The following is a 12040-nucleotide window of genomic DNA, read 5'->3' as shown; positions in this document are numbered from 1 at the left end:
GGGTGGCGTGCAGCATCCGGCGCAGGGAGTCGGCGAGCTGGTCGGCGTGCTCGGGGGCGGTGTCGGCGCGGACGGCGGCGCGGACCAGGGCATGCATCGTCACGGCGGAGCCGTCGCGGTGGGCCAGGGCGGCCCGTTCCAGGGCGCCGATCGTGTCGGCGAGGTCGAGCGGGTCGGCGGCGGCGGCGCGCAGCTCGGCGTGGTCGAGGGCGTCCGGGTCGGCGGTGAGCAGGTGCAGCGGCAGGGGCGTGGCGTCGCCGTGGGCGGCGAGGCGCAGCAGTTCGGCCGCCGCGGGGGAGTCGGCGGACAGCCGGCGGATCGGCTCGTCCCACAGGGTGGCGGCGGTGGTTCCGGGGCGGCCGGGCACCTCGCCCTGGCGGAGTAGGCGGGCCGGCTGGTCGGTCAGCGCCTGCAGGTAGACCTCGGCGGGCAGGCGGCCGGCGGTGATCCGGTGGGCGGCCTGGTCGAGGGCCAGCGGGTGATCGGCGAGTTCGGCGGCGATGCCCGCCGCCACCGCGAGGTCGACGGCGGGCAGCCGGTCGGTGAGCAGGGCGATCGACTCGGCGCGGTCCAGCGGTGCCAGGGCGACGACCTGGCCGAGGCGGTCCCAGTCGGGGTTGCGGGAGGTGAGCAGCAGGCGGCCCGTCTCGCTGGGGCGCAGCCAGTCCGGCAGCGCCGTCCCGGCGGCGTCGTCGAGGACGATCAGCCAGCGGCCGTCGGCGCGGTCGAGGCGGGCCAGCACGGCGGCCGGTCCGGCGTGCTCGGGCAGGCCCAGCGCCGGCGCGAGGGCGCGGATCCGTTCGCCGAGCAGCTCGGGGCGTCCGGCGGGCACCCACCAGACGGCGTCGAAGTCCCGGCGGTGCGCCCGGACGTACTCGGTGGCGACGCTGGTCTTGCCGATGCCGGCGAGTCCGGTGACGGCGACCAGCGGGGAGTGGGCCAGCGCCGCGTCGAGCTGGTCGAGGGCCTCGCCGCGTCCGACGAACGGGACGGGCGGCGACGGCACGTTCCACACCGCCGGCAGGTCACCGGGGTGGATCGGGCTGTGTGGGTGACGCGCGGCGCGGCCCCCCTCCGGCGGCGCGGGCTCGCCGCCGCGCACGGCCGCGAGCAGGGCGGTCTCGCCGGCGAGCGCGCCGCGGTCGAACAGGTTGATCGGCGCGATCTGGCCGAGCAGGCCGGGCACCGGGCGGTCGGTCACCCGGGCGACCAGCAGCCGGCGATCGCCGTCGGCCGGGCGGGGCGACCAGGCCGCGCCCCATTCGGCGACCGCCGTCGCGGAGTTCAGGTAGCCGTCCGAGACGACGGCGATCGTGTACCGGGCCTGCCGGGTCGCCCGGTCCAGCCAGGCGACCCGGTGGGTGCCGGCCACCCGGTCCCATGACTCGACGAGGACCCGCAGGTCGGCGCGCTCCAACGCTCCGGCGATCCATTCGGCCCAGGCCCGACCGTCCTCGGTGTACGACACGAAGCAGTCAAGAGCGTCCCCCTCGCCCCCGACGGTCACCGGACAACCATCCCACAGCGACCGAAACGTTCGGCGATCTCCGGATGGTATAGCGGACGCTATACTTGTTAGGTGGGTGAGCAGCCGTGGGACGTCTATCTCGTGGACGAGGTTCGCGCCTGGATGGACGGACTGGACGCTCCGACGTACGCGCGGGTCGTCCAAGCGATCGACCTGTTGGTGGAGGCCGGTCCTGGCTTGGGAAGGCCTCTGGTAGATACGATTTCGGGCTCGTCCCTGCCCAATCTGAAGGAGCTTCGACCAGGCGCGGTGAGGATCCTGTTCTGCTTTGATCCCTGGCGTTCGAGCATCCTGCTTGTCGCCGGGGACAAATCCGGACGGTGGAACGCCTGGTACACCGAAGCGGTCCCGCTGGCGGAGCAGCACTACAAGACCTACCTGGTGGAGCGCGGCCGGGAGGAAGGTGATCGTCGATGAGTGGATACGTGCGATGGGCGGATATCCGTGCCGAGCAGGTCGCCCGTGCCGGCGGTGAGGACGCCGTCGAGGCCGGCAAGAAGGAACTGCTCGCGGTCGCGGTGGGTCACCGGCTGGCAGAGGTGCGCCGGGCGCGGGGTCTGACCCAGCAGCAGGTTGCCGAGCGGATGGGCGTCACCAAGGGCCGGGTCTCCCAGATCGAACAGGGCAGGATCTCCGGTCAGGACGTCGTCGCTCGGTTCGCCGCGGCCCTGGGCGGCCGGCTGCACCAGGCGATCTACTTCGACGACGGGGATATCGCCGCGATTGCCTGAGTGCGGATCGGTGCCCAGCCCAGCCCAGCCCAGCCCAATCCAATCCAGGCCATGGCCGGTCATGGAACTGCCGCTCGGTCCCACGTATTACGATGCACCTCTGATGCTCTGGAGGAATTCTCCCGAGCCGTCATCCAGGACCCAGAACAACCAGCCGTTTCGGTTGGAGTTGATGTCCGACTTGTAGTGCGCTATCACAGCGCGAGCTGCACCGGTCGGTGTCTTGAAGCTTCGACCGGTCAGTGGTCCCGTTGTGATGTCGATTCGGGTGGTCTTGGGGTCGTACCTGCCGAAGGTTCGATGACCTTCGTAGTCGACGTACACCGCCACTCCACCTGCGCCCGCCGGATGCTGTGTCTCCTCCGTTGCTGCAGGCGTCTTACTCGTCGGCATGCTGGCCTCGGCCACCAGCCTCGCGACCACCTCACCCACGGTGCGGCCGGTCATGCGCGCTGCGAATGCCAGGGATTGGTAGGTCCGCTCGTCCAGTGTGCTTCCAGGCGCGGTCGGCGGACGGAAGAGACCAGGTGGAGCCGCGGTCTCGGACGGACTGCGGTGCTGGATTCCGGAGAGCGGAACGGCCGGCGCGGTGTGGTCCAACCTTGTCCGACGACGTCACCACCTGGGCGCGCATCGGCGCGATGTAGGCGGATGACCGGGTTGGTCGTATGCTGAGTGAGTACTCAACCAAACGTCCGGCCGACGGTGGCCGGTGGTTCTGACCTGGGATCGGAGACGGCGATGAGCGGTCGGGTGGCGGGTAAGGTCGCGCTGGTGACGGGGGCCGCGCGCGGGCAGGGGCGGGCGGACGCGCTGCGCCTCGCCGAGGAGGGCGCCGACGTGATCGTGGTCGACGTCTGTGCGCCCCTGCCGAGTGTCGACTATCTCTCTGCGACCCCGGAGGACCTGGCGGAGACGGTCTCGCTGGTCGAGAAGACGGGGCGTCGGGTGGTGTCGGGGATCGTGGACGTCCGCGACCTGGAGGCCCTGCGCCGCATCGTCGACGACGGCGCGGCGCAGCTCGGTCGGCTCGACGTCGTCGTCGCCAACGCCGGCATCTGCATCCCGCGGGCGTGGGACAAGGTGACCCCGCAGATCTACCAGGACACGATCAGCACGAACGTCACCGGGGTGTGGAACACGGTGATGGTCGGCGCGCCGCACCTGGTGCGGGCCGGCGGGGGCTCGATCATCATCATCAGCTCGGCGGCGGGGCTGAAGGTGCAGCCGTTCATGGTGCCGTACACGACCAGCAAGTTCGCGGTGCGCGGCATGGCGAAGGCGTTCGCGGCGGAGCTGAGCCAGCACCACATCCGGGTCAACAGCGTGCACCCGACCGGTGTGAACACGCCGATGGGCACCGGCAGCATGCGGGAGCGGATCGAGGAGGCGATCGGCGGCTACGACCGGCTCGGTCCGATGTTCATGAACCTGCTGCCGGTCGACGGCACCGAGCCCGAGGACGTCGCCGACACCGTGTTGTTCCTCGCCTCGGACGAGTCGAAGTTCATCACCGCGCACGAGATCGCCCCCGACGCCGGCAACACCGAGTTCTGAGACCGAGGTCCGAGGTGGGGCGCGGCGAGGGGAGTGCGGAGCCGGGAACGCCGGAAGAGCCGGGACTCACCGCGCGGGAGCGCATCCTGGCCGCCGCGGAGGTGTTGTTCGCCGAGCACCGGTTCGACCGGACGTCCACCGCCCGCATCGCCGCGGCGGCCGGCGTGCCACACGGGCTGATCTTTTACCACTTCAAGACCAAGATGGATCTGCTGCTCGCGGTCGTGCAACGGGATCGGGTGACGACGCTCGGCGAGCTCGACCTGCCCCCGCCCGACCTGCCCTCACCCGAGGGGGCGGATCCTCGCGGGGCCGTCGCCGAACTGTGGCGGCATCTCACCGTCGTGCTGGGTCGGCCGTCGCCGGTGCATCGCATCGTCCTGCAGGAACTGGCCGTCCATGAGGAGATCCGGCGGCGGGCGATGGAGAGCACCGACGCCGCCGCGGCTGTGATCGCGGGCCGGCTTGCCCGGATCTTCGGGCGCGAGGTCCCGACGCCCGAGCAGGTCGCCGCGGCACAGCTACTCACCTTCGCCGCGTCGATGGCCCCGCTGCTCGACCAGCCCGACCACACCCTCGTCGACCCGGAGGCCCTCGCCGCGCTCCTCGCCCAGGGCCTGTCCGCACCGGAGATTCCTGAGCCCTCGCCGGATCGACACTCCTCGACAACCAGGCCGGCGGAAGTCCGGGGAATTGCTGGAGGTTAATCACGGTCCGCCGGTGCCGGAGGGTCAACAAGCTCCAGCAACTCGCGGCGCAACCTGGACCAGGCTTATGGGGCGGTGAGTGGCTGGCCCGGGGCGGCTGTGGGTGTGGGGTCGGTCGTGGGTGTGGGGTCGGCGACGTGGGTGTCGGTGACGCCGAGTAGGCCGAGCAGGCGGGCGCGGGCCTGCTCGAAGCGGGGGTCGCGGCGGTCGTCGAACAGCTCGCGGGTCTCGATCTCCTCGTCGAGGCGGCCGTCGCGCAGCACGATGACCCGGTCGGCGAGTTCGAGGGCCTCGTCGACGTCGTGCGTCACCAGCAGCACGGCCGGGCGGTGCCGTTCGTGCAGCTGCCGGACCAGGGCATGCATGTGGATGCGGGTCAGCGCGTCGAGGGCGCCGAACGGCTCGTCGAGCAGCAGCAGCTCCGGCTCGCGGACCAGGGCCCGGGCGAGGGCGACGCGCTGCGCCTCGCCGCCGGACAGCGTCAGCGGCCAGGCCTGGGCATGGTCGGCGAGGCCGACCTCGGCCAGCGCCCGGGTCGCCTCGTCGCGCCGGCGGGAGCGGGGCAGACCGAGGGAGACGTTCTGCCACACCCGGCGCCAGGGCAGCAGCCGTGGCTCCTGGAACACCACCGAACGCAGCGCCGGCACCTCGACGCTGCCCTCGGCGACCGGGTCGAGACCGGCCAGGGTGCGCAGCAGTGTCGTCTTGCCGCCGCCGCTGCGGCCGACGAGTGCGACGAACTCCGAGTCGGCGATGGTGAGGTCGAGCCGGTCGAGCACGACGTGTGAACCGAACGCGCGACGCAGGCCGCTCACGGTGACGGCGTTCATCGGCGTCACCGTGAGCGCCAGGACAGCAGGCGATGCTCGGCGAGGCGCACGATCACGTCGGTGATCAGGCCGAGGGCGGCGTAGACGACGACGACGACCATCAGGATCTTCGTCTGGAACAGCGACTGCGCGTTGTAGATGAGCAGGCCCAGGCCCTTCTGGGCGTTGATCTGCTCGGCGACGACGAGCGCGAGCCAGCTCAGGCCGAGCGAGTAGCGCACGCCGGTGAGGATGCTCGGCATCGCCCCCGGCAGGACGACGGTCGCGATGAGCTGCAGCCGGTTCAGGCCGAACTGGCGGCCCATCTCCAGCAGGCGCGGGTCGACCGTGCGCACCCCCGACATCGTGTTGATGTACATCGGCAGGGCCGTGCCGATCGTGATGATGAGGATCTTCGGGGTCTCGTCGACGCCGAACCAGAGGATGAACAGCGGCAGGACCACCAGGAACGGGATCGTCCGCAGCATCTGCAGGGTGGCGTCGAGGGCCTCCTCGACCGGCCGCCACAGGCCGACGGCCACCCCCAGAGCGAGGCCCAGGGCGATGCCGATCGCCGCGCCCGTCAGCGCCCGGCGCACCGACACCCACAGGTTCGAGGGCAGCTGCCCGTTGTTGCACAGGGTGACGAACTCGTGGGCGACGTCCCACGGCGCGGGCAGGACCTCCGTCGACCACCAGCTCGCCGAGCTGCCGACCTGCCACAGCGCGATGAGCAGGATCGGCACGACCGCCCGGCGGACCAGGCTGGGGACCCGCAGCCGCCAGCGCCGGCCCGCGCCGCCGGCGCTGAACGTCACCCGCCGCCCGCGCGCCGCCGCAGTCGTACCCGCGGCGGCGCGCGGGCTCCCGGCCGGCGCGCCCTCGGCCGGCGCGCTGCCGGGCTGCGTCACGGCCGCCATGGCGGCCGGGTCTCCCATCGTCGGTTCACTTGACCGTCGTGACGGCGTAGTTCGCCGCGAACTTGGCCTTGTAGGAGGCGATGTCGGCCTCGATCGCCGGGTTGAGCTTCGTGCTGTAGCTGCCGGGGACGTCGACCTTGCCGGGCAGCAGGCCGGCGGCCTGGAAGGTGTCGGCGATGCCCTGCTGGTCGGTCAGCGCCTTCGGGTCGACGGGGCCCACGGCCGAGTTCGCGCTGTTCTCCGAGGCCTTGAAGTTGGCGGTGACGGACTCCAACGACTGGCTGGTGTTCGTAGCTGTGATCTTGTTCCACTCCGCGGGATGCGCCCGGGTCCAGGCGAACGACGCGTCGATGCGAGCGATGTAGTCGGCGATCGCCGCGGACGTCGCCGGGTCGCTGAGGTCCTTGGTGTAGGCGTTGTAGGCGCCGACGAGCCCGCCGAGGCTGCCCTTGAGGATCGGGCCGCCGTCGGCCAGGATCGGGTTGCCCTTGGCGACCGCGACCTGCACGGTCTTGCCGAACCCGGCCAGCGCGTCGACGCTGCCGCCGAGCAGCGCGCTCAGCCCGTCGGCCGGCGTGAGCGGCACCGGCTGAATGTCCTTGAAAGTCAGCCCGGCGCTGGCGAGCTGCTTGAGCAGGAAGTACTGCGTGGTGGTGTTCTTGGTGTAGGCGACCTTCTTGCCCCGCAGGTCGGCGATCGAGGTGATGCCCTTGCGCGCGACCGTCCACTGCAGCGACGTCGGCAGCCGCAGCGTCGCGACGGAGACGAAGTTCGGCTTGGTGCCCCCGGCGGCGATCAGCACGTTGGCGACGCCGCTGCCGCGGGCGAGATCCGCGCTGCCCTGGTTGACGGCCCCGGTCTGCGCGCCGCCGTCGGGGTACGTCTGGAACTTCACCTTGTACGGCGTGTCGATCAGCCCGGCCGCCTTGAGCAGCGGCTCGTCACCGCCGATGGCCGCCGGGTAGGTCGCCACCCGCAGCGTCACGCCCGACAGGTCGGGGCCGCTCGACGCGCTGGCCGCGGCCGGGCTGGCAGCGGCACTCGAGCCGCCGCCCGAGTCCGAGCCGCAGGCCGCGAGGGTCACCGCCAGGCCGGCCGCGAGGGCGACCGCGATGGCGCCGCGCCGGCGGCCGCCGGTCCTGAGCTGGACTGATCCCCGCTGATACATCAAAGCTCCCACATGATCCACTCCCGGCGTCCCCGGGTCCGGGTGAAGCTTTCATCCCATGACGTACTTGTCAACCGAAAGGGTCGAAATGGTCGCCAAGCGATGGTGCAGGTTAAAGTCCTGGTAAAACGGCGAGCCGCGCGCGGTTTCGGTGCTTGCTGGCAAGCTGGGCGTCATGTCCTGATCCACTGACGAAGTTACGGTCGGTGCGCGTGCGGTGACCCTTTGTCGAATACGCACCGACGACGATCGAGGGCATCTGGTGGAACTGGGAATCAACACGCTCGGCGGCGTCTCCACCGACCGGCACACCGGCACAACGCCGACCGAGCACGAGCGCCTGGCGTCGATCGTCACCCAGGGCGTGCTCGCCGAGCGGCTCGGCTTCGAGGCGTTCTCCGTCGGCGAGCACCACGGCGACCCGCACTTCGTGACGAGCGCGCCGCCGGTCATCCTCGCCGCGATCGCCGCGCAGACCGAGCGGCTGCGGCTGATGACCGGGGTGACGCTGCTTCCCCTGCTCGACCCGGTCCGCGTCGCCGAGGACTACGCCACCCTCGACGTCCTCTCGGGTGGGCGCGTCGAGATCGTCGCCGGGAAGGGCAACTTCGCGAACGCCTCGCGGCTGCTCATCGGCGTCGACGACCCGGACCGCGGGACGCTGCTGCGCGAGCACCTCGACCTGCTCCTGGAGATCCTGCGCACCGGGCACATCCCGGCCTGGCCCGCCACCTCCCGCCCGGCGTTGAGCGACGCGCACGTCACCCCGCGGCCGGTGCAGCCGCAGCTGCCGGTCTGGCTCGGGGCGACCCGCAACGTCGACTCCGTCGAGCTCGCCGCCAGCAAGGGCCTGCCCGTCCTGGTCGCCGGGTTCCGCGCCGGCACCTACGCCGACTTCGCCGACCACTACCGTGAGGCGTTCGCCGCCGCCGGCCACGACCCGAGCCGGGCCCGGGTCGCGTCACTGTCCACCGTCGTCGTCGACCACGACGAGGCGCGGGTGCGCCGCGAGTACCGGGCCTACTGGGAGCAGACGATCAACGCCGCCGCGCAGCGCAACCAGGGCCTGCGCCAGGACAACCGGGCCCAGCGGCTGCTCGACCAGGGCTTCGACGAGCTCACCGGACCGGAGGGCCAGATCCTCGTCGGCACCCCCGAGTACGTTGCCGAACGCCTCATCGGGATGCACCAGGATCTCTGCCACGACCTGCACTTCCTCCAGATCGACAACGGCCTCGGCCCGGCCGGCACCGAAGAGGTCATGCACCTGATCGCCGAGGAAGTGGCCCCACTCGTCCGCAAGGAGACCGCGCTCAGCGCGGCATAGGAGACGGTGAAGATGACCGACAACCACCGCCCGCTGCGGTTCGGCACGTTCCTGTTCCCCCGCACGGTGGCCGGCCGCACGCTGCTCGACCATGCCGCGCAGGCCGAGGACCTCGGCTACGACCTGATCGCCGTGCCCGACCACCCCTACAACCCCGACTACATCGACCAGATCGCCCTGCTGTCGGCCGTGGTCGGCCGCACCTCGTCGATCCGGGTGCTGACCGACGTCGTCAACCTCGCCCTGCGCCCGCCGCAGGTGCTCGCCAAGACCGCGTGGACGATCGACCGCCTCGCCCCCGGCCGGGTCGAGCTCGGCCTCGGCACCGGCGGCCTGTGGGATCAGATCGCCGCGATCGGCGGGCCGCGGTGGAAGCCGCGGGAGGCGCGGGAGCGGCTCGCCGAGGCGATCGACGTCATCCGCCTGCTGTGGTCCGGCGACGCCGACGTCACCTACGACGGCCAGTACTACCAACTCGACCACCCGCAGCCGCTGCTCCCCCCGCAGGAGCCGATCCAGCTCTGGATCGGCAGCGGCGGCCCGCTCATGCGCCGGCTGACCGCAGGCCAGGGCATCGGCTGGATCCCCAATGGCAACCGTCTCGACCTGGCCACGGTCCGCGCCGACGCGGCGCACTTCGACACCGAGCTCGCCGCCGCCGGCCGGTCGCGCACCGCGGTCCCGCGCCTGTACAACGCCTTCTTCGGCCACAAGCTCCAGGACCGCTCCGAGGGCTTCCTCGTCGGCCCCGCCAGCCAGTGGATCGACGAGCTCACCGCCCTCGCCCTCGAGCTGGACTTCGACACCTTCGTCCTCGGCGACCGCGAAACCCCCGTCGAACACCTGCAGATCTTCGCCGACCAGGTGATCCCCCAGGTCCGCGCCCAGGTAGCCGCCGCCCGCCCCTGACCGGACCCACGTCCTTACCGATCCGGAGGCGGGCCGAATGCGGTGCGTTCTGCACGGTCTGAGCCCGCGGACCGTGCAGAACGCACCGCAAGACGCTTCCCGGGCACCGCGGGCCGGCCGCTACCGGTGAGTGTGCGTGGTCCGAGGTGTGACCGTGTCGGTATCGGTGGCGGCGGCGAGTCGTTCTGCCAGTGACCGCAGGAGATCGCGAAGAGCTTCGGGCTGCTCGACGACGAACGGGAAATCCAATCCCGCCAGCACGGCGGGCACCCAGTCCAACCGCTCGGCGCGTAACCGCACCCGGACCCACCCGTCGGTGTGCGCGGTGTCGGTGTGCGCGATGTCGTGCACGGTGGCGAGTCCCGCCGGGAGCTGGGCCCGGACCTGCTCTGCCGGGCCCTGGACCCGTAGCGAGACCGCGTGTCGGTGCGGCGCCTCGGCGAGGCCGGACAGCACGCGCTCGGCGGGGTCGAATCCGTCGGGGAGGTCGAAGGTTCCCTGCTGTAGCTCGAGGGCCGTGATCCGGTCCAGCCGGAAGGTCCTGGTCTCGCCGCTCGCGGAGTCTGCTCCCGTGACGTACCAGCGCCCGGAATGGACGACGATGCCATACGGGTGCACGGTCCGCTCGCTGTGTCGTCCGTTCGGCGAGGTGTAGCCCATGGCCACCGGCCTGCGGTCCCGCGCGGCCTCGGCGAGCAGGAGCAGGACGGGCGTTTCCAGCTCGATCGTGGGTCGACTGCGGGCGGTGAAGTCGATGGTCTGCAGCAGCGCGTCCAGCCTGCGTCCCAGCGCCTCGGGCAGCACCCGTTGCACCTTGGCCGCGGCGCTCTCGGCCGCGGCGACGGACGTGGTCATCAGGCCCGCGCGACGTCCGGCTACCAGTCCCACCAGCACGGCGAGCGCCTCGTCATCGGTGAACATGAGGGGAGGCAGGCGGAACCCGGGCGCCAACCGGTAGCCGCCGTGGCGGCCTCGCACCGACTGCACCGGGATCCCGAGGTCCGCCAGATGGACGACATAGCGACGGACGGTGCGCTCGTCGACGCCGAGCCGCGTCGCCAGGTCGCCGACCGTGCGAGTGCCGCCGGACTGCAGGACCTCGAGCAGGGCGAGCACTCGGGCCGTGGGTCGCGTCACCGCACAAGTGTCTCCCAGATACCGGGCAGATTCTGCCCTCTATTTTCCCTAGCGTTCTCGTCATGACGACCCGCGACCCTGCATCCGGACATCAGCACAGCCTCGTGTCGATCCGCCTCATCACCGACGACGTCGCGCGCCTGGTCGACTTCTACGAACGGGTCAGCGGCGCGCTCGTGCGCTGGTCGGCGCCCGACTTCGCCGAACTGGAGACGCCGGCGGGCACGTTGGCCATCGGCGGCACCCGCACGGTCGCGCTGTTCGGGGCCGACTCCGCGCGGGCTGCGGACAACCACAGCGCGATCATCGAGTTCCTCGTCGACGACGTCGACGCCGACTACGAGCGGATCAGGCAGGTCCCGACCGAGTTCGTCAACGCGCCGACGACGATGCCGTGGGGCAACCGCTCGCTGTTGTTCCGTGACCCCGACGGCAACCTCGTCAACCTCTTCACCCCCGTCACGCCGACGGCCAGGGCGAAGTTCGGACATTGACCGCGGCGACGTCGTTGACCGGAGGCCACCCGGTCAGAGGGGATCCCCCTCGCCGACAAGGATGACGGTGAGGGTGCGGGGGCCGTGGACGCCCTCGACGCGCTCGAACTCGATGTCGCTGGTGGCGGACGGTCCGCTGATGAGGGTGAGCGGCCGGGTCGGGTCCAGACGGGCGAGCAGGTCCGGGACGCCGTGGACGACCTGGTCGGCCCGGACCACGCAGACGTGGACGTCGGGCACCAGGGTGATCGCGCGCCGGCCCTGGTCGGGGGAGCCGTCGAGGGCGATCGTCCCGGTCACCGCGCAGGCCGCCGCGCAGGCGGTGACCACCGCCGCGAATCCGTCGAGCTCGACGGCGGTGAAGCCGCGGTCCACCACCCCGTCGGGGCACCAGCCCGCCGGCAACCCGGGTGGGACGACCACCACTGCGCCGCCCGGCTCCGCGGAACCGCGCGAGTGTTCCGCGGAACCGCGCGGGAACTCGGCGGAACCGGGCGAGGGCCCGACGGAGGCGGCGGCCAAGGCGGCGCGGATCGCGGCCGGCTCGCCGCCGGGGGCCGCGTCGACGACGGACGCCCGGTAGTCGACGAGGCGCTGGCGCAGCAGGTCGAGCAGCGGGGGGCTGCCCGGTGCGGGCCCGCCGCCGCGGTGGTAGTCACGGGGCACGTCGGCCACCCCTGCCGCACCGACCGCCCCTGCCGTGACCTCGGCGACCCCCGCGTTGGCGTTCGCGGCCCGGATGCGGGCCAGTAC

At 71.8% G+C, this 12040-nt stretch carries 14 protein-coding genes; 7 read left to right on the top strand and 7 right to left on the bottom strand.

Annotation, left to right across the window (positions count from 1 at the left end; all coding sequences use genetic code 11):
- The coding region (locus NBZ85_RS19105; RefSeq protein WP_261562340.1) for a tetratricopeptide repeat protein at positions 1-1507 on the bottom strand (1507 nt) is incomplete at its 3' end.
- A gap of 72 nt (positions 1508-1579) precedes the next feature.
- Here NBZ85_RS19105 and NBZ85_RS19100 point away from each other — a divergent pair.
- Both NBZ85_RS19100 and NBZ85_RS19095 read left to right on the top strand, forming a co-directional pair.
- Complete coding sequence (locus NBZ85_RS19100) at positions 1580-1945, top strand: type II toxin-antitoxin system RelE/ParE family toxin (RefSeq protein WP_308205082.1); 366 nt, start codon at positions 1580-1582, stop codon at positions 1943-1945.
- A complete protein-coding gene (locus NBZ85_RS19095; RefSeq protein WP_261560534.1) occupies positions 1942-2259 on the top strand; it encodes a helix-turn-helix domain-containing protein in 318 nt (105 codons plus the stop codon). The genes NBZ85_RS19100 and NBZ85_RS19095 overlap by 4 nt, the downstream gene beginning before the upstream one ends.
- Positions 2260-2346: 87 nt before the next feature.
- Here NBZ85_RS19095 and NBZ85_RS19090 read toward each other — a convergent pair whose 3' ends face one another.
- Complete coding sequence (locus NBZ85_RS19090; protein WP_261560533.1) at positions 2347-2706, bottom strand: hypothetical protein; 360 nt, start codon at positions 2704-2706, stop codon at positions 2347-2349.
- 294 nt (positions 2707-3000) lie between these two features.
- Here NBZ85_RS19090 and NBZ85_RS19085 point away from each other — a divergent pair, with 294 nt between their 5' ends.
- Both NBZ85_RS19085 and NBZ85_RS19080 read left to right on the top strand, forming a co-directional pair.
- Positions 3001-3816: a mycofactocin-coupled SDR family oxidoreductase gene (locus tag NBZ85_RS19085; RefSeq protein ID WP_261562339.1), complete on the top strand. Its 816-nt coding sequence runs from the start codon at positions 3001-3003 to the stop codon at positions 3814-3816.
- Between the two features lie 14 nt (positions 3817-3830).
- Positions 3831-4523, top strand: a complete 693-nt coding sequence (locus NBZ85_RS19080) for a TetR/AcrR family transcriptional regulator (RefSeq protein WP_261558907.1) — start codon at positions 3831-3833, stop codon at positions 4521-4523.
- A 65-nt stretch (positions 4524-4588) separates the two neighbouring features.
- On the opposite strand, the gene NBZ85_RS19075 is transcribed toward NBZ85_RS19080, so the two are convergent.
- Genes NBZ85_RS19075 through NBZ85_RS19065 form a run of 3 tightly spaced genes read right to left on the bottom strand, consistent with a single transcriptional unit; the run spans position 4589 to position 7420 of the window.
- Positions 4589-5353, bottom strand: a complete 765-nt coding sequence (locus tag NBZ85_RS19075) for an ABC transporter ATP-binding protein (protein WP_261558908.1) — start codon at positions 5351-5353, stop codon at positions 4589-4591.
- A gap of 5 nt (positions 5354-5358) precedes the next feature.
- Entirely contained in the window at positions 5359-6270 is a 912-nt protein-coding gene (locus NBZ85_RS19070) for an ABC transporter permease (RefSeq protein ID WP_261558909.1), read from the bottom strand.
- Between the two features lie 7 nt (positions 6271-6277).
- Positions 6278-7420 (bottom strand): ABC transporter substrate-binding protein, encoded by a 1143-nt coding sequence (locus NBZ85_RS19065; protein ID WP_261558911.1) that lies wholly within the window; start codon positions 7418-7420, stop codon positions 6278-6280.
- Positions 7421-7682: 262 nt separating this feature from the next.
- Here NBZ85_RS19065 and NBZ85_RS19060 point away from each other — a divergent pair, with 262 nt between their 5' ends.
- Together NBZ85_RS19060 and NBZ85_RS19055 are read left to right on the top strand one after the other, a co-directional pair.
- The gene (locus NBZ85_RS19060; RefSeq protein WP_261558912.1) at positions 7683-8747 is read left to right on the top strand and encodes an LLM class flavin-dependent oxidoreductase; all 1065 of its coding nucleotides are present in this window, start codon (positions 7683-7685) and stop codon (positions 8745-8747) included.
- A gap of 12 nt (positions 8748-8759) precedes the next feature.
- Positions 8760-9656, top strand: a complete 897-nt coding sequence (locus NBZ85_RS19055; RefSeq protein WP_261558913.1) for an LLM class flavin-dependent oxidoreductase — start codon at positions 8760-8762, stop codon at positions 9654-9656.
- A 120-nt stretch (positions 9657-9776) separates the two neighbouring features.
- On the opposite strand, the gene NBZ85_RS19050 is transcribed toward NBZ85_RS19055, so the two are convergent.
- Positions 9777-10793, bottom strand: a complete 1017-nt coding sequence (locus tag NBZ85_RS19050) for a helix-turn-helix transcriptional regulator (RefSeq protein WP_261558914.1) — start codon at positions 10791-10793, stop codon at positions 9777-9779.
- 62 nt (positions 10794-10855) lie between these two features.
- Here NBZ85_RS19050 and NBZ85_RS19045 point away from each other — a divergent pair, with 62 nt between their 5' ends.
- Positions 10856-11287, top strand: a complete 432-nt coding sequence (locus NBZ85_RS19045; protein WP_261558915.1) for a VOC family protein — start codon at positions 10856-10858, stop codon at positions 11285-11287.
- A 33-nt stretch (positions 11288-11320) separates the two neighbouring features.
- Here the strand turns inward: NBZ85_RS19045 and NBZ85_RS19040 are convergent.
- On the bottom strand, positions 11321-12040 hold a 720-nt coding region (locus tag NBZ85_RS19040), incomplete at its 5' end, for a LutC/YkgG family protein (protein WP_261562338.1).

It is taken from the genome of Frankia tisae (assembly GCF_025403405.1).
Classification (GTDB): domain Bacteria; phylum Actinomycetota; class Actinomycetes; order Frankiales; family Frankiaceae; genus Frankia; species Frankia tisai.
This window is presented reverse-complemented; position numbering and strand designations above follow the sequence as displayed.

Bases quoted from the DNA above. Each gene is read 5' to 3' on its own strand.
- NBZ85_RS19095 (WP_261560534.1), top strand. From the start codon at position 1,942: ATGAGTGGATACGTGCGATGGGCGGATATCCGTGCCGAGCAGGTCGCC.
- NBZ85_RS19085 (WP_261562339.1), top strand. From the start codon at position 3,001: ATGAGCGGTCGGGTGGCGGGTAAGGTCGCGCTGGTGACGGGGGCCGCG.
- NBZ85_RS19045 (WP_261558915.1), top strand. From the start codon at position 10,856: ATGACGACCCGCGACCCTGCATCCGGACATCAGCACAGCCTCGTGTCG.
- NBZ85_RS19055 (WP_261558913.1), top strand. From the start codon at position 8,760: ATGACCGACAACCACCGCCCGCTGCGGTTCGGCACGTTCCTGTTCCCC.
- NBZ85_RS19070 (WP_261558909.1), bottom strand. From the start codon at position 6,270: ATGGGAGACCCGGCCGCCATGGCGGCCGTGACGCAGCCCGGCAGCGCG.
- NBZ85_RS19090 (WP_261560533.1), bottom strand. From the start codon at position 2,706: ATGACCGGCCGCACCGTGGGTGAGGTGGTCGCGAGGCTGGTGGCCGAG.
- NBZ85_RS19075 (WP_261558908.1), bottom strand. From the start codon at position 5,353: ATGAACGCCGTCACCGTGAGCGGCCTGCGTCGCGCGTTCGGTTCACAC.
- NBZ85_RS19065 (WP_261558911.1), bottom strand. From the start codon at position 7,420: ATGTATCAGCGGGGATCAGTCCAGCTCAGGACCGGCGGCCGCCGGCGC.